The sequence below is a fragment of the Staphylococcus sp. HMSC034C12 genome, assembly GCF_001835895.1.
GTDB lineage: Bacteria > Bacillota > Bacilli > Staphylococcales > Staphylococcaceae > Staphylococcus > Staphylococcus hominis.
Genome location: NZ_KV826313.1, coordinates 68117 through 92683, shown reverse-complemented (window position 1 = coordinate 92683; position 24567 = coordinate 68117). Strand labels below are relative to the sequence as shown.

General features: G+C 30.9%; 23 protein-coding genes. 14 read left to right on the top strand and 9 right to left on the bottom strand.

The window, feature by feature from the left end; all coding sequences use genetic code 11:
- Positions 1–11: 11 nt before the first annotated feature.
- Complete coding sequence (locus tag HMPREF2629_RS03445; protein ID WP_070813142.1) at positions 12–1157, bottom strand: globin domain-containing protein; 1146 nt, start codon at positions 1155–1157, stop codon at positions 12–14.
- 268 nt (positions 1158–1425) lie between these two features.
- On the opposite strand from HMPREF2629_RS03445, the gene HMPREF2629_RS03440 reads away from it, so the two are divergent.
- From HMPREF2629_RS03440 to rihC, 6 genes are all read left to right on the top strand, one after another.
- On the top strand, positions 1426–1743 hold the full coding sequence (locus HMPREF2629_RS03440; RefSeq protein ID WP_017175775.1) for a DUF5011 domain-containing protein: 318 nt from the start codon (positions 1426–1428) through the stop codon (positions 1741–1743).
- 297 nt (positions 1744–2040) lie between these two features.
- Positions 2041–3153: a cytochrome aa3 quinol oxidase subunit II gene (qoxA, locus tag HMPREF2629_RS03435; RefSeq protein ID WP_048762314.1), complete on the top strand. Its 1113-nt coding sequence runs from the start codon at positions 2041–2043 to the stop codon at positions 3151–3153.
- On the top strand, positions 3153–5141 hold the full coding sequence (gene qoxB / locus HMPREF2629_RS03430; RefSeq protein WP_017175777.1) for a cytochrome aa3 quinol oxidase subunit I: 1989 nt from the start codon (positions 3153–3155) through the stop codon (positions 5139–5141). The genes qoxA and qoxB overlap by 1 nt, the downstream gene beginning before the upstream one ends.
- On the top strand, positions 5131–5736 hold the full coding sequence (qoxC, locus tag HMPREF2629_RS03425) for a cytochrome aa3 quinol oxidase subunit III (protein ID WP_017175778.1): 606 nt from the start codon (positions 5131–5133) through the stop codon (positions 5734–5736). Before qoxB ends, qoxC begins: the two co-directional genes overlap by 11 nt.
- Positions 5733–6023 (top strand): cytochrome aa3 quinol oxidase subunit IV, encoded by a 291-nt coding sequence (gene qoxD, locus HMPREF2629_RS03420; RefSeq protein ID WP_002448242.1) that lies wholly within the window; start codon positions 5733–5735, stop codon positions 6021–6023. The genes qoxC and qoxD overlap by 4 nt, the downstream gene beginning before the upstream one ends.
- A gap of 132 nt (positions 6024–6155) precedes the next feature.
- Entirely contained in the window at positions 6156–7058 is a 903-nt protein-coding gene (gene rihC, locus HMPREF2629_RS03415) for a ribonucleoside hydrolase RihC (RefSeq protein WP_017175779.1), read from the top strand.
- 47 nt (positions 7059–7105) lie between these two features.
- On the opposite strand, the gene HMPREF2629_RS03410 is transcribed toward rihC, so the two are convergent.
- Positions 7106–8275: a serine hydrolase domain-containing protein gene (locus HMPREF2629_RS03410; protein WP_017175780.1), complete on the bottom strand. Its 1170-nt coding sequence runs from the start codon at positions 8273–8275 to the stop codon at positions 7106–7108.
- 362 nt (positions 8276–8637) lie between these two features.
- On the opposite strand from HMPREF2629_RS03410, the gene HMPREF2629_RS03405 reads away from it, so the two are divergent.
- From HMPREF2629_RS03405 to HMPREF2629_RS03390, 4 genes are all read left to right on the top strand, one after another.
- On the top strand, positions 8638–9876 hold the full coding sequence (locus HMPREF2629_RS03405) for an LCP family protein (protein ID WP_054105424.1): 1239 nt from the start codon (positions 8638–8640) through the stop codon (positions 9874–9876).
- Between the two features lie 19 nt (positions 9877–9895).
- Complete coding sequence (locus HMPREF2629_RS03400) at positions 9896–10366, top strand: DUF2538 family protein (RefSeq protein WP_002448219.1); 471 nt, start codon at positions 9896–9898, stop codon at positions 10364–10366.
- A gap of 117 nt (positions 10367–10483) precedes the next feature.
- Positions 10484–10903, top strand: coding sequence for a GNAT family N-acetyltransferase (locus tag HMPREF2629_RS03395; RefSeq protein ID WP_017175782.1), 420 nt, complete (start codon positions 10484–10486; stop codon positions 10901–10903).
- Positions 10904–11053: 150 nt separating this feature from the next.
- Positions 11054–15094, top strand: a complete 4041-nt coding sequence (locus HMPREF2629_RS03390) for a glucosaminidase domain-containing protein (RefSeq protein ID WP_054105423.1) — start codon at positions 11054–11056, stop codon at positions 15092–15094.
- Positions 15095–15270: 176 nt separating this feature from the next.
- Here the strand turns inward: HMPREF2629_RS03390 and HMPREF2629_RS03385 are convergent, their stop codons facing one another.
- Entirely contained in the window at positions 15271–15690 is a 420-nt protein-coding gene (locus HMPREF2629_RS03385; RefSeq protein WP_002448073.1) for a MarR family transcriptional regulator, read from the bottom strand.
- Positions 15691–15958: 268 nt separating this feature from the next.
- On the opposite strand from HMPREF2629_RS03385, the gene HMPREF2629_RS03380 reads away from it, so the two are divergent.
- Positions 15959–17134: an aminotransferase class I/II-fold pyridoxal phosphate-dependent enzyme gene (locus tag HMPREF2629_RS03380; RefSeq protein ID WP_054105422.1), complete on the top strand. Its 1176-nt coding sequence runs from the start codon at positions 15959–15961 to the stop codon at positions 17132–17134.
- Positions 17135–17185: 51 nt separating this feature from the next.
- On the opposite strand, the gene menB is transcribed toward HMPREF2629_RS03380, so the two are convergent.
- Genes menB through HMPREF2629_RS03360 form a run of 4 tightly spaced genes read right to left on the bottom strand, consistent with a single transcriptional unit; the run spans position 17186 to position 21814 of the window.
- Entirely contained in the window at positions 17186–18004 is an 819-nt protein-coding gene (menB, locus tag HMPREF2629_RS03375) for a 1,4-dihydroxy-2-naphthoyl-CoA synthase (RefSeq protein ID WP_002448062.1), read from the bottom strand.
- Complete coding sequence (gene menH, locus HMPREF2629_RS03370) at positions 17997–18800, bottom strand: 2-succinyl-6-hydroxy-2,4-cyclohexadiene-1-carboxylate synthase (protein WP_054105421.1); 804 nt, start codon at positions 18798–18800, stop codon at positions 17997–17999. The genes menB and menH overlap by 8 nt, the downstream gene beginning before the upstream one ends.
- On the bottom strand, positions 18787–20457 hold the full coding sequence (gene menD / locus HMPREF2629_RS03365; RefSeq protein WP_025987184.1) for a 2-succinyl-5-enolpyruvyl-6-hydroxy-3-cyclohexene-1-carboxylic-acid synthase: 1671 nt from the start codon (positions 20455–20457) through the stop codon (positions 18787–18789). The genes menH and menD overlap by 14 nt, the downstream gene beginning before the upstream one ends.
- Complete coding sequence (locus tag HMPREF2629_RS03360; RefSeq protein WP_017175788.1) at positions 20447–21814, bottom strand: isochorismate synthase; 1368 nt, start codon at positions 21812–21814, stop codon at positions 20447–20449. The genes menD and HMPREF2629_RS03360 overlap by 11 nt, the downstream gene beginning before the upstream one ends.
- Before the next feature lie 180 nt (positions 21815–21994).
- Here HMPREF2629_RS03360 and HMPREF2629_RS03355 point away from each other — a divergent pair, with 180 nt between their 5' ends.
- Entirely contained in the window at positions 21995–22933 is a 939-nt protein-coding gene (locus HMPREF2629_RS03355; RefSeq protein ID WP_049379560.1) for a 1,4-dihydroxy-2-naphthoate polyprenyltransferase, read from the top strand.
- Positions 22934–22980: 47 nt separating this feature from the next.
- On the opposite strand, the gene HMPREF2629_RS03350 is transcribed toward HMPREF2629_RS03355, so the two are convergent.
- Positions 22981–23532, bottom strand: coding sequence for a GNAT family N-acetyltransferase (locus tag HMPREF2629_RS03350; protein ID WP_017175790.1), 552 nt, complete (start codon positions 23530–23532; stop codon positions 22981–22983).
- A 143-nt stretch (positions 23533–23675) separates the two neighbouring features.
- Between HMPREF2629_RS03350 and HMPREF2629_RS03345 the strand changes: the two genes are divergently transcribed.
- Together HMPREF2629_RS03345 and HMPREF2629_RS11265 are read left to right on the top strand one after the other, a co-directional pair.
- Positions 23676–23888 (top strand): TM2 domain-containing protein, encoded by a 213-nt coding sequence (locus tag HMPREF2629_RS03345; RefSeq protein ID WP_017175791.1) that lies wholly within the window; start codon positions 23676–23678, stop codon positions 23886–23888.
- Between the two features lie 88 nt (positions 23889–23976).
- Entirely contained in the window at positions 23977–24075 is a 99-nt protein-coding gene (locus HMPREF2629_RS11265; protein WP_017175792.1) for an SAR1012 family small protein, read from the top strand.
- A 67-nt stretch (positions 24076–24142) separates the two neighbouring features.
- Here the strand turns inward: HMPREF2629_RS11265 and HMPREF2629_RS03340 are convergent, their stop codons facing one another.
- Positions 24143–24361 carry an IDEAL domain-containing protein gene (locus HMPREF2629_RS03340; protein WP_002488353.1) on the bottom strand — a complete coding sequence of 73 codons (219 nt, stop codon included), beginning with the start codon at positions 24359–24361 and terminating at the stop codon, positions 24143–24145.
- Positions 24362–24567 lie beyond the last annotated feature (206 nt).

The following is a 24567-nucleotide window of genomic DNA, read 5'->3' as shown; positions in this document are numbered from 1 at the left end:
ATATATTACATTTATACTGAAACACTTAATTTTGGAACAAATGTTTCATAATGAATATGTTCTTGGCTTACGCCTATTTCTTTTAATACTTCAATCACTGATTGAATAAATTTAGCACTTCCACAAACATATACTTCACTATCATTATTCACATAATTTTCAAGAGTTTCTTTAGTTAAATAACCTTTAGCTTGTCTATCATATAATTCATATTTCGCGTTGTCGTAGCGTTTTGAAATATCTTTTAAATGAGAAGTGAATGGTGTATCGTTAACGTCTCCAGTTACTTGAATAAACTGTGCATGACTTCCATTTTCAGCTACTTTATCAAACATTGAAACAAGTGGTGTGACACCAATACCCGCACCAATAAATACTTGTGGTTGATTTTGGTTAACCACACCAAATGGACCTACTGGAGCTGATAAGTTAATATCATTTCCTTCTTTTAATTCATCATGTAAAATAGTTGAAACTTCACCTTCATGGTCTGTAGATACATCACGTTTGACAGCAAAAGTTAAATGATTGTTATCGCCACTAACAATTGAATAGTGACGTTTTGCACGATAAGGCATTTTTTCACTACTTACATCAACTGTAATATATTCTCCTGGTGTAAATTGACTTAAATCATATTTATCTGATACTACAGTAAAGGATTTAATATCAGATGAAAGTTGGTCAATTTTTTCTATTTTAAATGGTTGGAAACCTTCCCATAACATTTTACTATAAATATCTTTTTCAACTTTAATAAATACATCAGCAATTTCTTGATATGCTTTTTTCCAAGTTTGAATAATAGGATGACTATCTTCTAATCCTAAAACAGCTTTAATTGCTTCAATTAAGTTTTCTCCTACGATATCATATCCAGCTGGTGGTACTTGCAACGCACAATGTTTATATGCAATTTCTTTAACAACTGGCAAAATATTTTCTAAATGCTCAATATTAACTGCAGCTGCTAATACACTTTGAGCTAAAGCAGTAGATTGGAATCCTTTTTGTTGGTTAGTTTGGTTAAACATATTTTTTAACTCTGGATGTTGTTGAAACATTCTATTGTAAAAATAAGAAGTGATCTCTGTTCCTCTTTCTTGTAATACTGGAACAGTTTCTTTTACAATTCCTTTTTCTTGTTCTGTTAACATTCAAATCCACTCCTACTTAAAATTATATGTGTAAAATATATTTATTTACTACAAATATATTTTAGTACAATACTTATTATAATGTAATATAGATTTTTTTAAATTCACAGAACTTTCATTTTACATAAATTTAATATTTATTTATCTTAAGTTCATTTAAATTTAATCTTGAATAAGCTATATTAAGACTATAGTATGATGTTAAAAATCAGAAATTAAAGTATAGTTAAATTATTCAAATGACTTATTACATTCGGAGGTTAACGTAATGAATAAACTCATACAATCTCTTTCAGCTCTCGGTGTCTCCGCTACTCTTGTGACTCCAAATTTAAGTGCAGAAGCTACTTCAAATCATACTCCACAGCTTAAAGGAGTAAACGATATTGTTATTGAAAAAGGTCAAGATTATAATGTATTAAATGGAATTAGTGCCTATGATAAAGAAGATGGTGATTTAACACATAAAATTACAGTTGATGGTCACGTAGATACGTCAAAAGTAGGTACTTATAAAGTAAGATATAATGTCATCGACTCAGAGGGAGCCGAAGAATCATCAACACGTTACATAAAAGTTAAATAAATGTGTCAATTTTCTGAAAAAGACGAGATGAATATCTCGTCTTTTTTATTTAATTTTTATTGTAAACGCTAGAATTGATAATGTTTCTCAAATGTAACGAACAATTTTCTATTTTTGACATTTTTCACAGAATAGACACATAATTTTAACAAATCTTACATTCCCCGTCATTCCTATTGTTACTAGTTTTTTCCTATTTATTATTGTAATTTTTTTCTAATAAGGTCTTGTAAATATCGCGTAATAAACTAAAATTAATGGTAAGCCCTACATTTGTAGTATTAGGAGGTCAAAAAAGTGTCAAAATTTAAGTCGTTGCTTCTTATGTTTGGCACACTAATTTTACTTAGTGGTTGTTCAAACATAGAAGTGTTTAATGCAAAAGGGCCAGTAGCAAGTAGTCAGAAGTTCTTGATTATTTACTCAATCATCTTCATGCTTGTTATTGTTGCTGTTGTACTTACTATGTTCGCTGTTTTTATTTTCAAGTATAGTTACAATAAAAATGACGAATCTGGTAAGATGCACCACAATTCTTTAATTGAAACAATTTGGTTTGTGGTACCAATCTTAATCGTAATTGCTTTAGCTATTCCAACAGTTAAAACATTATACGATTACGAGAAACCACCTGAAAGTAAGGAAGATCCATTAGTTGTCTATGCAGTTAGTGCCGGATATAAATGGTTCTTTGCTTATCCAGAACAAAAGGTTGAAACAGTGAATACATTAACTATTCCTAAAAACCGTCCAGTGGTATTTAAATTACAATCTATGGATACAATGACTAGTTTCTGGATTCCTCAATTAGGTGGTCAAAAATATGCCATGACTGGCATGACAATGAATTGGACTTTAACAGCCGATCAAGCTGGTACATTCAGAGGACGTAACTCTAACTTCAATGGTGAAGGTTTCTCTCGCCAAACATTTAAAGTTCACTCTGTAGACCAAAAAGATTTCGATGCTTGGGTTAAAGATGCTAAAAGTAAGAAAACTATTAGCCAAGATGAGTTTGATAAACAAATCTTACCAAGTACTCCAAATAAAGAATTAACATTTAGTGGTACTCACATGGCATTTGTCGATCCTGCAGCTGATCCAGAGTATATCTTCTATGCATATAAACGTTACAACTATACTCAAAAAGATCCTAACTTCGTTGCTGAAAAAGATCTTTACAAAGATGTAACAGATAAACCTCAAAAACCAGCTCGTAAGGTAACAGTTACAAATGTCAACTATCCTCGTCATGGTATGAAGCCAATGATTTTAGGCAACGATGACCCTTACGATAGTGAGTTCAAAGATGAAGAAACTCACAACGCTAAGGAAATGGAAAAAATCAATAAAGGAGCTAAAGACGAGAATGCGTCTAAAGCAGATAATGATCATGGAGGTGAACATTAATGAATTTTCCATGGGATGAATTACTCGTTAAAGGTAACTGGATGATTACTATGGCACAAATTGGTGCTCCATTCTTAGTTATCGGTTTAATCGCAGTAATTACTTATTTCAAATTATGGAAATATCTATACAAAGAATGGTTCACATCCGTAGACCATAAAAAAATCGGTTTAATGTACTTAATTTGTGCAGTATTAATGTTCGTTCGTGGTGGTATTGATGCGTTATTACTTCGTACTCAATTAACTATTCCGGATAATACTTTCTTGGAATCAAATCACTATAACGAAATTTTTAGTACGCACGGCGTTATCATGATTATCTTTATGGCTATGCCATTCGTTTTCGGTTTATGGAACGTTGTTGTTCCTTTACAAATTGGGGCTCGTGATGTGGCATTCCCTGTAATGAACAACATCAGCTTCTGGTTATTCTTTGTTGGTATGATTTTATTTAACCTATCATTTATCGTAGGTGGATCACCAGCAGCTGGTTGGACAAACTATGCTCCACTAGCAGGAGAATTTAGTCCTGGTCCAGGAGTTAACTACTACTTAGTAGCAATTCAAATTTCAGGTATCGGTACTTTAATGACAGGTATTAACTTCTTTGTAACAATACTTAGATGTAAAACACCTACTATGAAGTTTATGCAAATGCCTATGTTTACTGTAACTACTTTTATTACGACATTAATCGTAATTTTAGCATTCCCAGTATTCACAGTTGTTCTTGCTTTAATGACAGCTGATAGAGTATTCGGAACTCATTTCTTTACAGTAGCAGATGGCGGTATGCCAATGTTATGGGCAAACTTCTTCTGGGTATGGGGGCACCCTGAAGTTTATATCGTTATCTTGCCTGCATTTGGTATTTATTCAGAAATTATTCCAACATTTGCTCGTAAACGTTTATTCGGTCACCAAAGTATGGTGTGGGCAACTGCTGGTATCGCGTTCTTAAGTTTCTTAGTTTGGGTTCACCATTTCTTCACAATGGGTAATGGTGCTTTAATTAACTCATTCTTCTCAATCTCAACAATGTTAATCGGTGTACCTACCGGAGTTAAATTATTTAACTGGTTATTAACATTATATAAAGGACGTATTACTTTTGAGTCACCAATGTTATTCTCATTAGCCTTTATCCCTAACTTCTTATTAGGTGGGGTTACTGGTGTAATGTTAGCAATGGCATCAGCTGACTATCAATATCACAACACTTATTTCTTAGTAGCTCACTTCCACTATACATTGGTTACTGGTGTAGTATTTGCCTGTCTAGCTGGTTTAATCTTCTGGTATCCTAAAATGATGGGTTACAAATTAAATGAAAAATTAAATAAATGGGCATTCTGGTTATTCATGATTGGATTTAACGTATGTTTCTTACCACAATTCATTCTTGGTTTAGACGGTATGCCACGTCGTTTATACACATATATGCCATCTGATGGTTGGTGGTTATTAAACTTCATCTCAACTATCGGTGCATTAATGATGGCAGTCGGCTTCCTATTCTTAGTAGCAAGCATTATCTACAGCCACATTAAATCTCCACGTGAAGCAACTGGAGATAACTGGGATGGTTTAGGTCGTACTTTAGAGTGGTCAACAGCTTCTGCTATTCCACCTAAATACAACTTCGCAATCACTCCAGATTGGAATGACTATGATACATTTGTTGATATGAAAGAACATGGTCGTCATTTCTTAGACAATCATAACTACAAAGACATTCATATGCCTAACAACACACATACTGGTGTATTTATGGGTATATTCATGTTAGTTGGTGGTTTCTTCTTAATCTTCGAATCTATCATTCCATTCCTAATTTGTGTAGCTGGTATCTTCGGAACTATGATTTATCAAAGTTTCGTACAAGATCACGGTTATCATATTCCAGCTTCTGAAGTTGCTGAAAACGAAGCACGTTTAAGAGAAGCACGTATTAAAGAAAGGGAGGCTGTAGGTCATGAGTCATGATACAAACACTATTGATTCACGTACGCATGAAGGTCAATTGAATAAACTTGGCTTCTGGATTTTCCTTACAGCCGAATTTGCATTATTCGGTACCCTATTTGCAGCGTTATTAACGTTGCAACATGGGGGCGGTTACGGTGGTAAATTGACAACTGAATTGTTTGAATTACCACTTGTCCTAATCATGACATTTGCCTTATTAATCAGTTCTTATACTTGTGGTATTTCAATTTACTACTTACGTAAAGAAGAAAAAGGTAAAATGATGTTTTGGATGATTTTAACAGTAATCCTTGGCTTAGTATTTGTCGGATTCGAAATTTATGAATTTGCACATTATGCTTCTGAAGGTGTAACACCTAAAGTAGGCTCTTACTGGTCAAGTTTCTTCATCCTATTAGGTACACATGGTGCCCATGTTTCATTAGGTATCGGTTGGATTATTTGTTTATTAATCCAAGTAGCAACACGTGGATTAAATAAATTTAATGCTCCAAAATTATTTATAGTAAGTTTATACTGGCACTTCTTAGATGTTGTATGGATCTTCATCTTTACTGCCGTATATATGATAGGGATGGTGTATAGCGGATGAACACAATCGTAAAACATACAGTTGGCTTTATTGCTTCAATCGTTTTAACGTTATTAGCAGTTTTTGTAACTCTATACACAAACATGACATTCCATGCTAAAACAACAATTATCTTTGGTTTTGCTTTCATCCAAGCTGCATTACAATTATTAATGTTCATGCACTTAACTGAAGGTAAAGATGGACGTTTACAATCTGCCAAAGTTATCTTTGCGATTATTATTACTTTAATCACAGTTATTGGTACTTATTGGGTTATGCAAGGTGGACATTCTAGTCACTTATAATTCAATTTCTACCTTTCTTAAAAAGCCTGTACGAGTTTTTTAACTTGTACAGGCTTTTTGTTTTGTTTATATTAATTACTTCTTTGTGTATGATAGATATAAGAAAAAGTAAAAATCTTTGGAGGTGTATTCATGTCATTACCTATTATTATTGATACTGATCCAGGTATAGATGATGCAGCAGCAATCGCTCTTGCATTATCTCATACAAAATTTGATGTCAAAATGATTTCTACTGTAAATGGAAATGTAGGTGTTGAGAAAACCACAGCGAATGCTTTAAAATTAAAAGCCTTTTTCAACAGTGAGGTCCCTATTCATAGAGGAGCTTCTCAACCATTAATAAGTGAAATACAAGATGCTAGTCATATTCATGGAGAAAGTGGTATGGATGGCTATCAATTCCCTACAATTTCTACTTCAGATTTAGCGTCTTCTCATGCTGTAGAAGCTATGAATGAGATATTAAGTCATTCTAATGAACCTATTACTCTTGTAACTTTAGGCCCTTTAACAAATATAGCTCTACTTTTTAATACGTATCCTGAATGCAAAAACCATGTTAAAGAAATTATTATGATGGGTGGTAGTACTGGAAGAGGTAATGTTACTCCCCTAGCTGAATTTAATATTTATTGTGATCCTGAAGCAGCTCATATCGTTTTTAATGCTGGTTTACCTTTAACGATGATTGGCTTAGATTTAGCGCGTCAATCATTATTTACTCATTCTTATTTAGACACTCTTAAAGATAAAAACAACACAACACAAATGTTGTATCATATTTTCCAACACTATCGCGGTGAAGATTTTAAAGAAGGAATAAAACTATATGATGCATTTACAATTCTTTATTTACTTGATCCTAAGAGTTATGAAATTAAAGAAGCAGATGTGCAAATTGAATTACAAGGGTCACTGACTCGTGGTGCTACTGTAGTTGATTTTGAATCTTCCTATCCTAATTGTTCTGTAGTCGTATCAAGTATAAATGAACATTATAAAACAATATTTTTAAATACTTTAAAAAATTAAAGGTCGAAACAATTAATGTTCCGACCTTTTAATATTTAATTTTACTCTTATTGATAATAAGATTGTTGATTTAGTATTTTATGATAAATATATGAGATTCGATTTTCATTTGTTACTTTAGAATTATCACCTATATTTGAAGCAAGTACGATGACATAATGTTGATTGAAATAGACGGTAAATATTTGTCCATAGAATACACCATTAATTCTGTTATATTGCGGTGTAACATAAAATCCGTAACGATAAGATTCAGGATATGCTGTTGTTCCTAATTGCTGAGTCAGTGGTATTGACACTGATTCACTAAAAATATTATTATTTTTTAAATTATTTACTAAATGAGCCATATCATATGTTGTCATATATAAATTACCCGCTCCATAATATTGAGCTAATATATTTGGTTTCATAGCAGTTAATTTACCGTCAATCATTTTATATCCTGTAGCCATATATTTTTTATATGGTTTTTCATTAAAGAAAGCACTATGTTGTAAACTAAATGGTTGTGCTAAATCATCATAATAATTCGCAGCATAGGGTTTATGTGTGACTACTTCTATTACTTGAGCAAGCACTAAGTAATTAGCATCATTATATAAATGTTTATGATAAAATTTTTCATCAATTCCCCTTGCTTGTATTGCATGTACTGCACCATCAAGACTTTTAGTTTTAGGAGAAGCTTCAAATTTATATAGCCCACTTCTATGTAACATTAGATCTTTTAAAGTTATCTTTTTTGTCGTTTCAAACCAAGGTAAATATTTAGTGACAGAATCATTTATATTCACTTTATTTTCATTTTCTAATTTTTTTAGAATTAATCCAGTTGTAAATTTCTGTGCGGAACCAATTAAATACATTGTATTTGGTGAGTTTTTAGTTTTATGATGAAAATTTTGATAACCGTATCCTTTATTCAACTTTAATTTACCATTTTCAAGAACTGTAACTGCCCCATTAAAATGAATTGCTTTTAAATATTCATCAATATTTTTGATATGTGGTTCTTCGACTTCAATTATCTTTAAATGTGGCAATTTCGATACATGATAATCTCTTTTTTGTAAATACGTTTTATTATCATTAATTTTGTTATATTCTGTATCTTTATGATTTGTTTTATATACTTTCATTAAGAATATAACGAATAATGTTACTAAGATGATTAAAACTATGATTAATGTTATTATTTCTATTCTTTTTTTCATTTGCTGCCTCATTACAATTTAATAAAAACTATTAACTCTACACTATTTTATTAATTTTTTATTCTTTCAATAAATTATATTATATATTATCCCCCCTAAAATATCATCTTTAATATATCTTACTCCGACTATTTTTTATTACATCATTCTTTAGACCGATAAAGTAAATTTTCAAGCCTGCTTCATTGTAAATAAAAGTTTTTAAACATTATCTTTTTATATTAAAATTAAGTTGTAATTTTAGCCAATTAGTAATACAATTTATGGCTATGGGAGTAATAATTATTATTCTTTTATATTAAAATGGTATGATTAAATTATTAACTTATTTTTTTAATAAATACGTATAGGAGCACATAATTATGAATCGTTTTTTAAAATATTTTATGATGCTATTAACATTATTACTTATTGTTGTTCCTGTCATTTTTATTGTCAATTTATATCATCATTCTGAGAATGCTTTGCAATCTTCATATAATAAATCTGATGCAAAACGTCATTCTACTTTAAGAAATAGCAAAATAAATCCTTCTAAAAACGCTATATCAATATTATTTCTTGGGATAGACGATAATGAAGGTAGACGTAAAAATGGTCAAACGACTGAACATTCAAGAACTGATTCAATGATTTTAGCAACACTTAGTCCAAATAAACAACAAATCCGTTTATTAAGTATTCCTCGTGATACAATCAGTTATATTCCTAAAGTAGGTTATTACGATAAAATTACACACGCACATGCCTATGGAGGTCCTATTGCTACTATGGATACTGTTGAAGCCACACTTAATGTCCCTGTCGACTATTATGTTCGAATTAATATGGATGCCTTTGTTCAAGCGGTAGATAAATTAGGTGGTATTTATTACGATGTACCTTATGATTTAGATGAACCTAACACAGATGATACTGGAAGAATCAAAGTTAAAAAAGGGTATCACAAATTAAATGGTGATGAAGCTTTGGCTGTAGCACGCACGCGTCATCACGATTCAGATTTAAAACGTGGCGAGAGACAAATGGATTTAATCAAAATTTTATTTCAGAAAGCAAAAAATTTAGATTCATATGACAGACTAGATGAACTCGTTCAAATAGTAGGTAAAAATGCTAAACATAACCTAACAACAGAAGAAATTAAATCGATAGCTTCAATTTATTTATCTGATAATATAGACTTTAAAAAGTCTCAACTTAAAGGTGACAATGATTATTTAAATGGTATCTACTATTATCACCCTAGCATTAAGAGCATATTAAAATATTCAAATTTATTGCGTTCTGATTTAGGACTATCTAAAATAACAGATAAGAATGATTTATTGGATGAAAGAGTCATTAAACATTATGGCAATCTAGTACCGTTAACACCTATTGATTCGTTTCTGTTAGAAAATAATCAAAAAGATACCACAACAGATGAAAACTCTATTCAAAATAATGATACTAACCCTTCTACGCAATCACAATCAGAACAAAATCCATCTGATAGTACTATGGTTCAGCAAGATCAAACGAGTAATCAAGTCAATAGCAACAATCTAGACAACTCAAACGACTTCAACAATCAAAATGAAATAAATCAATTATATTAATTTGAGAGGAGCACGTAGAATGTCACGCAAAACATATGAAAAAATTGCTAATATTAACGGTATGTTTAACGTATTAGAACAACAAATTATTCATAGTCAAGACATGGCTTTATTTAGAAGTGAATTCTTTTATGTTAATCATGAACATCGTGAAAACTATGAGGCATTATTAGTATACTATGGTGAAAATTCAGTGAATCCAATTGTAAATGGAGCTTGTTACATTGTTGCTTTACCTGAAATTTTTAATAAAGTAGATGTATTTGAATCTGATTTACCCTTTTCTTGGGTATATGATGAAAATGGAATTACAGAAACAATGCAAAGCATTAGTATTCCTTTGCAATATTTAATTGCAGCTGCTTTAGAGGTGACAGACGTTAATCTTTTTAGACCTTCAGGTTTCACTATGGGTATGAATAACTGGAACATCGCACAATTAAGGATCTTTTGGCAATATTGCGCAATTGTTCGCCAAGAAGCATTATAATTTATTACTCCTTTTTACTTTTTAGTAAAAGGAGTTTTTTTTCTATATTTAAATAATATAAAATGATTCTATACAATGATTGAGTTTATTTAATTTAAGAGAGTAGGTAAATGTCACATGTTTAGAGAAGTAATTAATCAATCTATGCTTTCTGACTGTTTTGAAATTAGAAAGTCAGTTTTTGTAGAAGAGCAAGGGGTTCCATTAGAAAACGAATTAGATGCATTTGAAAATACTTCTACTCATATTATTGGATATCACGATAATCATCCATTTGCTTGTGCACGATTTCGTCCATATGAAGATGGTATAAAAGTAGAACGTGTAGCAATTTTAAAACCTTATCGCAATAAAGGATTCGGTAAAACATTAATGAACACGATTGAAAGTATTGCAAAACGAAAACATCATCATAAACTTATTTTAAACGCACAACTACAAGCTAAACCGTTCTATGAAAAACTAGGTTATGTTAGTATTGGTCTTCCTTTTCAAGAAGAAAATATTGTTCATATTAAAATGTATAAAATAATTTAAATTACATTTTTCGATACTTGAATTCCATTTACACCAGGTAGATATTTTTAAAAACAAAATTAAATTTAGTTTACAAATTAGTTAAAAATAATTACTCTTACTTTTCTTGACGTTATAATAAAAAAGTAAATTAAAAAAGGAGCAACTATTATGTCGAAAAAATTTAGCTTTAAATTCCCATCAATGATCGCCCTTACTTTATTTGGTGCAGCATTTACTACACATCATGCTGAAGCCTCTGAAAACAAACAAGAGGCTGCTAATAATGTAATCGATGATCAACAAAATATTGAAAATGCCAATGTAGCTAAACATCAAGTCAGTAATGCAGCTCAAAATATTTCTGGGGTGCAAACTTACCAAGACCCTACATTAGTAAAATCAAATACTACTAATAATACATACACATATGATGCAAAATTAGATCACTTAAATCAATCAGCGTCATCTCAAAATAACTCAACGCGTTCTAATACTAATGATACAGTTAAAAACAATGATACAATATCAAATTATCAATCTGATAATACAAAACATAATAATAATGAAGTAACTACTACCTCTACTACTTCAACTGATTCAACTAAATTAGTTACCTCAGCAGAGTCTAATAATAAAATAAATTCAAATCATGTAACTACTGAAACACAACCAACTCATAATGAAAGTGCTCAAGTTTCAAATACACAAAAGTTAAATACAGATGAGCCTAAAACAACATTAAATAACGTAGATAGTCAAAACAATAGCATATCAAAAACTCAATCAAGCACTACTTTCGTTAATAATAAGCAACAAAAAGTAGATGATGATACGACAACGACAAATAATGACAATAATAAAGTATCAACATCTTCTACTTCTACTACTGAAAGTGACAGTACGTCTAACAATTTATCAAATAAATCAGACAACACTACAGTTAACAATGAAGATACTACTCTTCAAAATAATAATACTCAAACTTCACCAATGCATAATACTTTAAAAGTACGTGCATACAGTGCAGCTTTAAATAATACTAATGTTAATAATAAAACTACAACTTCAACTCAATCAAATGATGCATCTGTCTCTGACTCTACATCATCAGTGTATAAAGGTATCGGTGGAAAAGGTGGTCCAGCTACAGTAAGTACATATTCAACTACTTCTTCACTACCAAAATATGTACCACAAGTTAAATCTTCAATTAATAATTATATTCGCTCAAATAATTTGAAAGCTCCTTCGATTGAAGAACATTATACATCTTACTTCCCTAAATATGGGTATCGAAATGGAGTAGGAAAACCTGAAGGCATCGTCGTGCATGATACTGCAAATGACAATTCAACGATTGAAGGCGAAATTAATTATATGAGAAATAATTATACAAATGCGTTTGTACATGCATTTGTAGATGGAAATCGTATTATTGAAACTGCCCCTACTGATTATTTATCTTGGGGAGCTGGACCATATGGAAATAATCGTTTTATTAATGTTGAAATTGTTCATACACATGATTATGCTTCATTTGCACGTTCAATGAATAACTATGCAGATTACGCTGCTACACAATTACAATATTATGGATTAAAACCAGATAGTGCTGAATATGATGCTAAAGGAACAGTATGGACTCATTATGCTATTAGTCGTTATCTTGGAGGTACAGATCACGCTGATCCACATGCCTACTTGAGTAATCATAATTATAGTTATGATGAATTATATGATTTAATTAACGAAAAATATTTAATTAAAATGGGTAAAGTTGCACCATGGGGTACAACATCTACAAATAATTCAACTCCTACTACTAAACCAAGTGTAAATAATAAAAAATTAACAGTAACATCTAATAATGGCTTAGCTCAAATTAAATCAGATAATAGCGGTCTTTATACTACTGTATATGATTCTAAGGGAAAAACAACGAATCAAGTTCATAATACTTTAGCAGTTACAAAATCTGCACAGCTTGGTAAAGATAAATATTACCTAGTATCCGATTATAATAGTGGAAAATTATATGGATGGGTTAAACAAAGTGAAACGATTTATAATACTACTACTTCTAAAACAAAAGTAAATAAATCGTATACTATTAAACCTGGAACGACACTATACACGGTTCCATGGGGTAATTATAATCAAATTGCTGGAACAGTATCTAAATCAAATCAATCTCCATTTAAAGCGAGTGCATCACAACAAGTAGGTAAATCAACTTATGTATATGGTTCAGTAAATGGTTTAACTGGTTGGGTAAGTAAATATTATTTAAATGATATTCAAAACAAAGCGGATACAACTAATGTACTTAATGTTTCTCAATTAAATAACACTTTAGGACAAGTAGCTAAAAAAAATAGTGGTGCTTACACAACAGTATATGACTCATCAGGAAAAATAAATCCTTCTATTAACGGTAATACTTATCGTGTAACTAAAAAAGCGACATTAAATAATAAAAACTTTTATTTGATTTCTGACTTTAATGGTAATCAATCACACGGTTGGATTCCTTCATCAGAAATTAATATTCAAACTACAACACCTATAAATGATGGTATTAAAAATTACAATATCAAAGGAAATAGTAATATATATGAAACACCTTGGGGCAGTTCGTCTCAAATTAAAGCAACTGTTCCTTCAAAGGGAGATGTTCTAAAATCTATAGACGCTTTAAAAGTAGGCTCAAATACGTATCTTCACGGTGTTATCAATAATGTTTGGGGCTGGATTTTATCAGACGATGTTCAAACTGTAAAAACGAGTCAAAAAACAAGTAGTGTTCAAACTGTTTCAAAAATTGCTCAAGTAAATTCAACAAATGATGGTATACGTTCAAGTATTTACGATGCAAGTGGTAAGCATGCAAAGCAATATGCTAACAAAACATATGTTGTAACTAAAGAAAAAAAATTAGATGATAATACATATGTTTTATTATCTAGTACTTCTGGAAATACCCCATTAGGTTGGTATAATGTTAAAGACTTAAATATTAAAAATTTAGATAAAGAACAAAAAGTGAAAGGTACTTATACTGTCAATCAAAATAATAAGGGCTTGTATACGATTGCTTGGGGCACTAATCAACAACGATTAGATAAAAACAACATTGCTAATCAAACTTTCACAGCTTCTAAATCGACAATTGTTGATGGTAAAACGTATTTATACGGTACAGTTAATAATCAAACAGGTTGGATTGCACTAAATGATTTAACTAACGCTTCATCTTTCGATACAGTAGAAGACTATAACGATGATTTAGTTATAACTAATGGTAATAGTTTTTACTATGACGACCCTACTTCAGCTAAAGGGTACTTACTCAAGCCATTTAATGAACAAATTTTTCAAGTTACAAAACGAAAAGTAGTAAATGGTATCACTTGGTATTATGGTAAATTAAGTAATGGTAAATCAGTATGGATTAAGAAAAGCGATTTACAACAACAATTAGTTAAACTATCTAAAAACTATAGAACACTTGATGATGTCACTAAAATTCAACAAAATGTTTACGGTGCACCACCACAAGTTCAACGTAATAATAGCGGTTGGTCAAATGCAACGTATAGTGAAATTAAAAATGCGATGAACGCGAAAACACTTGCTAAACATCCAACTTTAAAATATCAATTTTTACGTTTAGATCGCCCACAATCATTATCTGTAGATCGTTTAAATCGACTACTTAAAGGTAAGGGAATGTTAGAAAACCAAGGTCAAGCATTTGCTAATGCTGCAAAATTGACAGGTGTTAATGAAATTTACTTAATTGCTCATGCTCTACTTGAAACGGGTAATGGCCAATCTAAACTTGCTAAAGGTGCAAATTTGGTTAATAATCAAGTCGTTTCTAATTCCCCTATTAAATACTATAATGTATATGGTATTGGTGCTTATGATTATGCACCACTTGTAAATGGAATTAATTACGCAAAACGATCTGGCTGGAATAGTATTTCTAAAGCTATTATTGATGGAGCTAAATTTATTGCTCAAGATTATATTAAATCTGGTCAAAATACACTTTATAAAATGCGTTGGAATCCTGATCAACCTGGTACACATCAATATGCTACTGATATTAATTGGGCAAATGTGAATGCTGAAGGTTTAAAATACTTATACGATCAAATTAATTCAGTTGGTAAATATTTTGAAATACCAGTATTTAATCAATAATACTACTTGGGAGTGAGACTGAATTCAGTTGCCCTTCAGTTATCGCCTACCCATACTTAAAAGAATCTGAGACACTTATTTCTGTCTCAGATGCTTTTTTGCTCTAAATTTTATATTTCATACAAGCACCCATCTTATTGGACTATGTTATAAAGAACAATAAGATGGGTGCTATGTTAGATATAAAGATGACGACTATTAAGTTTATTTAAAAGATGATTCAAATTATTGATTTCCTCTTCTGTTAAACATTGACATCTCGCTTCGATTAATTCACATCTTGCTATATTGATTTGTTTAATTAAATCTCTAGCTTCAGTTGTTAAACATAAATCCTTACAACGTAAATCTTCGTGTGACTGTTGACTTGTAATATAACCTTTATGAACTAATTTCTTTATCCAACGAGATACAATGGACTGCTCTCTACTAATCTTCATTGTTAAATCATATTGTGATAATCGATCATAGTTATAAAGAATTCTTAATAATTCCAGTTGGTCATTTGTTATATCAGTCCGTTGGCCAAAGCGTCTATTTACTAAATTAAGATCATTGTTTGTTAGGGTAATAAGTTTTTCTAGTTGATTATACATAGCTGTTCTACTCCACTCTAGTAATTGTTTATATTATAAAGTTAATTTTATAATTAGACAATACTATTCAATAAATTGACTAAATTCATTTTAATAATATGATATTATCTATTCATTATACACGATTTCTAATTTTTCTATTTAAATTGAGAGAAAATGAGATTTTATTAATTAAATATTATAAATAAAAATATGATATGATAATTATATTCTATTTCAAAGTAATGAGGTCATAATACTTTGAATGATTATATTTAGAGGTGTAAATATGAAATTAACTTTAAATTCAAATTCTAAGTTTTTAAGAGCGCCAAGTATCCGACAGTTTTCAAGTCGAATAAAAAATATTGACGACTGTGTTAATTTAACTATTGGCCAACCTGATTTTCCAATGCCTGATGTGGTTAAGCAAGCATATATTAATGCAATAAGTGAAGATAAAACAAGTTATTCACATAACAAAGGTCTTACTGAAACGCGTCAAGCGATTAGTCAATATTTTAAACGTAGATATGGATTTTTTTATAGCGAAGAAGAAATTATTGTTACAAACGGTGCAAGTGAAGCGTTAGATACATCGCTAAGAAGTATAATCGAACCTGGAGATGAAATTTTAATCCCTGGTCCTATTTATGCCGGATATATTCCATTAGTTGAAACTTTAGGTGGTAAACCTATTTATATTGATACCACACATTCTGACTTTAAGGTAACACCTGAGCTAATTGAAACTTACTTTACTAATCAAACTAAAGCAATTTTATTAAATTACCCTACTAATCCAACTGGTGTTATATTAGAGCGCTCAGAAGTTGAAGCCCTTGTACATTATTTAAAAACTAAAGAAATATTTATTATCAGTGATGAAATATATGCTGAAAATACGTTTACAGGAACACATACTTCTTTCGCAGAATATGAAGAGATACGTGACCAACTATTACTCATTGGTGGCTTAAGTAAATCACATTCAGCTACAGGCATCCGTATCGGTTTTTTAATCGGTCCTGAATATTTAATTGAAAAATTAACTTTCATGCATGCATATAACTGTATTTGTGCTAATGTTCCTGCTCAAATTGCTTGTATCACTGCATTAAATGAGGGCTTAGAAGCACCAAAATATATGAACAAAGCTTATATTGAACGCCGTGATTATTTAAAAGCTAAATTGTTATCTCTAGGATTCGAACTTGAAGCTCAACCTGAAGGTGCATTTTATATTTTCCCAAGTATTAAACGATTCACTAATAATGATTTTGACTTTTGTGTCAATGTACTGGAAGAGGCACATGTTGCGATGGTGCCAGGCTCTTCTTTCACAGATATAGGAAAAGGCTATATTCGTATTTCTTATGCTTATGAAATGAACGTCTTAAAAGAAGGTATGCGTCGTTTAGAATTATATTTAAAAGAACACTATCCTAACGTGTTAGATAATTAAAAAAAACGCAAGATTGACTAAGTCAATTTTGCGTTTTTTTATTACTATTGTTTATGGGAATTTAGGGAATTGATCAAAATCAGGATCGCGTTTTTCTTTAAATGCGTCACGACCTTCTTTTGCTTCATCAGTAGTATAATACAGTAATGTAGCATCTCCAGCCATTTGTTGTAAACCAGCTAAACCATCTGTATCTGCATTCATTGCAGCTTTTAAGAAACGTAATGCTGTTGGTGAATGTTTCATAATGTCTTTACACCAAGCTACTGTTTCATCTTCTACTTTATCTAAAGGTACTACAGTATTAACTAAGCCCATTTCTAATGCCTCTTGAGCATTGTATTGACGACATAAGTACCAAATTTCACGTGCTTTTTTGTGGCCTACGATACGAGCTAAGTATCCTGAACCATAACCAGCATCAAATGAACCTACTTTAGGTCCAGTTTGACCAAAGATTGCATTATCTGCAGCAATTGTTAAGTCACATACTACATTTAATACGTTACCTCCACCAATTGCATAACCTCTAACCATTGCAATAACTGGTTTAGGAATAACACGAATTAAACGTTGTAAATCCAATACATTTAAACGAGGAATTTGGTCTTCACCAACATAACCACCATGTCCACGTTTCTTTTGATCTCCGCCTGAACAAAACGCTTTATCGCCTTCACCTGTTAAGATAATAACAGAAACATTTTGATCATCACGTGCTCTAGTAAATGCATCAATCATTTCAGCTACTGTTTTAGGTGTAAATGCATTACGTACTTCTGGTCGGTTAATTGTTACTTTTGCAATTCCTTCGAAGAATTCATATTTAATTTCATCATATTCTTTTAGTGTTTCCCACTGTCTAGTCATTTTGCTCCTCCTTTAAAAAGCCTAATACTATTGTATCAAATTCCGCTTCATCTTCCACATGAATTGTGTGACCTACATTTTTTAAAATACGAATTTGATAGTTTTTAATTTCTTGTGCCATTTTTTTAGCAGTATTAACGAATTTTTCATCTAATTCTCCTGCTAGAATAAGGCAATCACTTTTTATACGCTTAATATCTCCCCATAAATTAGGCATATGTCCAGTCCCATAATCTCTTAAAGCTTTCGCTAATTTATTAGGATCCTGCGAAAGTCGCATACGACGCATTGCCTGTTTTTTATTATCATCTAATAGATATTGTGTTTGAAATAAAGGGAGTTTTTCCCAATCATTTACAAACACTTCAATTCCAGCTATTTCTAATACACGTCCACGTGCTTGATCGATAGCCTGTCGTTCTTTACGTAAGGCTTCGTCAGCAATGCCTGGCGATGTACTTTCTAATATTAACTGTTTGATTTCATATTGACCATATATTGTATAGTAAAGTGCTACGCGCCCACCCATTGAATAGCCTAATAAACTGAATTTATATTTCTCAAATTGAGATAAAACTCGATTTATTTGTTCCGTTATATACGGAAAGTCCCATGTTTGATCTATAGGTGAGTCATCTTTGCCATGTCCAGGTAAATCAATAGTTAAAATATTACATTGAGTAAGAAAAGCCTCTATATGATTCATATACGTTTGACTATCACTAATAAAACCATGAAGTAAAATTAATAATTGATTGCTTGGATGATCAGATTTATAAAAATTATAATGTAACATTTAAAATCTCACTCAATTTCTGATATAAAAGTTGATGTTGTTCTAAGTTATCTTCACGATTTGTAATCATTTCATATATATATGAATTCATATTTGAAAATGATACTTGAGAAAAATCGGTAATATTATTCAAACGTTTAAATGAAAAATCATATAACATGGCAGTATACTCAAAATTTAGTCCAGTTGGTGTACCAAATAGACGTTCAAAGTATTGCTCTGCTGCTGTTTTTTGAGGCAAATAAGAAAATATACCTCCACCATCGTTGTTAAGTATAACAATATTAATATGAATATCGTTTAATTTAGCCATTAATAATCCATTCATATCATGATAAAAAGCTAAATCTCCAATCAGTAATGTCACTCTTTTATGTACTGCCATACCTAAAGCAGTAGAAATAACGCCATCAATACCATTTGCACCTCGATTAGCATACACTTCTACTTCACTATCAAATAATAAATTATCTACATCACGAATAGGCATACTATTACTTACAAATAATGCATCATCTTTAGTGAGTTTTTGAATCAGTGTACTTACAAATGCTGATTCATCTGTCGCTTGAGACATATGTTGAGTGATTGCTTTACGAGATTGTGCTTCTATAGATTGCCAACGTTCAATCCAATCCTTACGATTTACTGTTGGTTCATTCACTAAACTTCTGAAGAAATCATTTGCTGATATTTCATATGAGATGTGTGGCGGTGTTGGAAATACATCAATTTTATCATTATTTTGAACTAATATTTGAAATGCATTTGTGCGTGTAAGCCATTGATTTAATTTTTTAGAAATAACTGGTTTACCTACACGTATAATAAAATCAGCATCAATATTTAAATGAGAACGGTATAATAAATCATATGTTGTAATAACATTAGGATGGTTAAACTTGCGTAATTGACTAAGTGGATCTGCAAGAATTGGTAAATCATGAATTGTAGCGTAAGTTAAAATTTGATCGACTGCTTGGTGCTGCATATCCCCTACAATAATAAGACCTTTCTTATCTTTTAATACATTTTTTATATCTTGTATATCTATATTTTTTTGATAATGAGGCAATATTTTATGTTCAGATTTTAAATTCTCAGTCATTTCAAGATCTGGTGTTAACGGTTCTCTAAATGGTAAATTAAAATGTATTGGACCACGGTGTGGACCATATAAATATTGACTTGCAATTTGCATTTGATAATTGATAGTATTGAGCATTTCTTGACTGCCATCAGCTACAGGCATATCAAATTGGAAGTTAATATAATTTGCAAACATATTGACTTGGTTAATCGCTTGTGGTGCGCCTACACTTCTAAGTTCGTGTGGACGATCGCTAGTTAATACTATAAGCGGTATACGGCTGATTTGACTTTCGGCTATAGCTGGCGTGTAATTAGCAGCCGCTGTTCCAGAAGTACATAAAATCGCAACTGGACGTTCGCTTCCTTTAATTAATCCTAAAGCAAAAAAAGCTGCGCTACGTTCATCAGGATGTATCCAAGTTTTTATATTTGGATGCGCTTCAAATGCAATCGCTAAAGGAGTCGAACGTGAGCCCGGACTAATAACGACTTCTCGCACACCATAGGCATATAACTCTGATGCAAATGTATAAACTTGTTTAGTTAAAGCTTCTTTATGATTCATTCTCATTCACTACTCCTAAAGCATTCATCATTGGTGAAAATTTCACCGACGTTTCTTCAACTTCACTTTCAGCATTAGAATCTTTTACGATACCACAACCTGCAAATAAAGTAGTTTGATTTTGTTTAATTAACATAGAACGAATAGCCACAATAAATTCACAATCATCATCTACATCGATATATCCAACTGGAGACCCATATAATCCTCGTGTGCCAAACTCATTTTTTTCAATATAATCAACTGCTTCTTTCTTAGGATAACCACCTAAGGCAGGTGTAGGATGCAACTCATCAATTAAACTAATATACGAATGATTCAATAATGTTCCTTTTATTTCAGTATACAAATGATACATATGATCATTTTTTAAAATATTAGGTTTTTGATTGTACTCTACATTTTCTACATAAGGTTCAATATCATTTAAAATACTTCTAACGACAAATTGATGTTCACCTAGATTTTTACTGTCTTGTAGAAATGCTTGAACATTTTTTTCATCTTTTTCAGCATCTTGTGTTCGAGGAATGGTTCCTGCTACAGCCTTCGTAGATAATACACCGTCTTCAACTTTTAATAATTGCTCTGGTGTTTGAGAGAAGAATACAGATTGGTTAGACTCTAGAATAAATAAGTAACTATTTTTCTCATTGTTTAACGCACGATTAAGTACATAAGGAATACTAATTGGCTTATCAAACTTAATTAAACGACGTCTCGCAAGCACTACTTTTTGATCTTTATCAAGTTGTTCAATCGTATGACTTACAAGATCTTTCCACTCATCAACATAAATATCTTCCATGCGTGTTACATTGCCTAAAGCTGTCTCTCGTTCTGTCGTATCGACTTGAGTATTTTCAAAATAATTAATAATTTGATTTAATTTTTCCATTTCAAATTGAGCTTTTTCAACTGTATATGTCAAAATGGTTTGATTGTTAACTGAAGAAATAAGTACTTCAGGTACCACAAAATGATTAATCCCAAATTCACGCCACTCATCATCAGACTTATGATTTGAAAATTGGAATCCCCCTACTATTTTAAGGTGATGCTTTTGCGTATTAACATGAATTAGTTCTACATCGTTTTTAAATTTTTCCCATTCCCGAAAGATAGATTGTTTATTTTCAAAGTTATTCTTAAACCTTTGAATTGCATGATAGCCGAAAAATGAAGACATATTATCGTTTAATCGCAAATAAAATCGATCTCCAGCTTGTTTTTCAGTTAAATTAAATAATTCACTTGGTGTTAAAGATTTATTTAACACGACTTCAACAGAAACCCAGTTTTTATTGCTTTCATATATAGATTCCATAATTTTGTCTTCCATTAGGTTGGCAGCCATTCATTTCACTTCTTTCATTATCTTTTTTTACTCATTAAAGTATTGTAACATTTTTCGTTATTCATCGTATCATAATTGCTTAATCAATTTAGAGAAATATTTCACGTTGATTGACCTTTCTTACCTATTCCTATAAAATACATATGTTAAAACTTTATATTATAAGAGGTAGATTACATTATGGCAGATCAATATCAACAATATTCAACTGTTAGAAAATATTGGCATTTAATGAGACCTCATACTTTAACCGCGTCTATTGTCCCTGTATTAGTAGGAACAGCGACAGCTAAACTTTTCTTACTGGGCAGTCAAGATCATATTAAATTCAGCCTATTCTTAGCAATGTTAATCGCATGCCTTTTAATTCAAGCAGCGACTAATATGTTTAATGAATATTATGATTTTAAAAAAGGATTAGACGATCATACATCTGTAGGCATCGGTGGCGCGATTGTTCGAAATGGTATGAGTCCAAAACTTGTCATGAATCTAGCAATTGCTTTTTATATTATTGCCGCTTTACTTGGTATATATCTAGCTGTTAATAGTTCATTTTGGATTATTCCAGTTGGTATTGTATGTATGGCAATTGGTTATTTATATACTGGTGGACCTATTCCTATTTCATGGACGCCATTTGGTGAATTATTCTCCGGATTATTTATGGGTATGATTATCATTTTACTTGCATTCTTTATTCAAACAGGTAATGTGAATGGTTTTATTGTTTGGATTAGCTTACCTATTGTCATTACAATCGGGTTAATTAATATGGCTAATAACATTCGTGACCGTGTTAAAGATAAAGCAAGTGGTCGTAAAACCTTATCTATTTTATTAGGTAAAAAAGCTTCTATTACGTTTATGGCAGCAATGTATATCTTAGCTTACTTAATCGTAATATTTACTGCTTTATTCAAATCAGGCGGCTCATTATTCTACTTGTTAGTATTATTCTCATTCCCAATGCCAATCAAAGCAATTCGTCGTTTTAATAAAAATGATACACCAGCAAGCATGATGCCAGCGATGGCAGCGACTGGCAAAACGAATACAGTCTTTGGTATTTTGTACGCTTTGGGTATTTATATCAGCGCACTTTTAGGTGGAATCTAATTTGTTTTAACTAGCATTGTGTTTTAACAATGCTAGTTTTTTTATTATTATATATATATCATATGTAGATAATCATGGCCATATAAATTAATATCTTCAACCCATTTGAAACCTAGTTGTTTATAAAGTTTAAGTGCTTTCTCATTATTATAATCACAATTTAAACTCCATTTTTTATTAAAACTTGTGGTGATCAAGTGTTCCAACAATTGTGTCGCAATACCTTGTCCTCTATAATCAGGCGATGTGACCACTGCTTCAATATACCACTCATCATTTTTAGCTTCTTTTATAGGTAAAGGTGTTCCAACTAATCTGATATCTTCTTCAAGAGGCAGTTGGTTCCATTGTTCTTCGTACTCCATTTCTTTTGAACCATCATAAGCGATAATACAACCGGCCACTTCATTATTCTTTTCATATACCCATATATTTTTATAATAGGTACGATAATGTACATTAACTATACTAAGTTCAAGCAAATTAATCATACGTTTTTTAGAAATTTCCTTTACAATGTCAAGTTCCATATCTTTCCATATTAAATAATAAAGTTTTGCAATTTGCTTATTATCACTTGGTGTCGCTTTTCTAATCATATTTATCCCTCCATCTACATCATACTCATCTTCTTACAAGAAATTAAATATTATAGTAAGTATAAACTGATTCTTTTATAAGTGACATTCTTGATTTTAGTCATAAATTACTTACAATATAAAAATAAGGAGGCATCCATAATATGAGAGTAAACAAAACATTATATGTATTATGTGCATTGTTCTTAGGTGGTGTTGGGATTCACAAGTTCTATGCAGATAAAGTTGGACAAGGTGTATTACATTTGGTCTTCTTTTGGACACTTATTCCAACAATTGTTTCGATTATTCATGGCATTATCATTATCTTTACTACTAAAGCTGATAATAATGGATATATTTTTATACCCAGATAAAAACAAGCGAAAGTTTTTAAACTTTCTTCTTTAAATTAAAGAAAATGGGGTATAAATTAATAATAGTTTTAAAAAGGAGAATGTGACTATGAAAAACTTTATTAAACGTATTGTGAGAACAATTATTACAGGCTATGTCTTAAAATGGATTAAAAATAAAATAGAAGGAAATTCAAAAAGAAAATAATTTAAAAAGGTCTATTCACTTTATTTTAGAGAATAGACCTTTTTATAGTGATTCATTGGAACCGGATTTACTCATTGAGAAATGCCTCCAAATGTTTTAATTCAGTAGTATATTGATTAAAATCATCTTCATTTCTATTAACCAAAGCTTCATCAATTAATGTTACAAGTTGTTTCTTTCTTTCTAAACGTAACGCTTCGTCAATCACAAGTTCTACACCTAAATCATTCACCGTCGTTACAAATTCTTCTAGTGTGGTATGTTTAACATTTGTATTGTAATACATAAGATTCACTACCTTTCTATTAATTTAAAAATAGTATACAAGCTTTTTATTTTGAAATCAATGAATATTCAGACTTTTCTAAATAAATTAGTGTAATTTTATTTTTAAATAATAACTTGACAACATATACTTTTTTTATATAATAATTTTATATTATTAATCACTCTTCGTGTTTAATAATAAATAATTAAATAAGGAGCTGATCT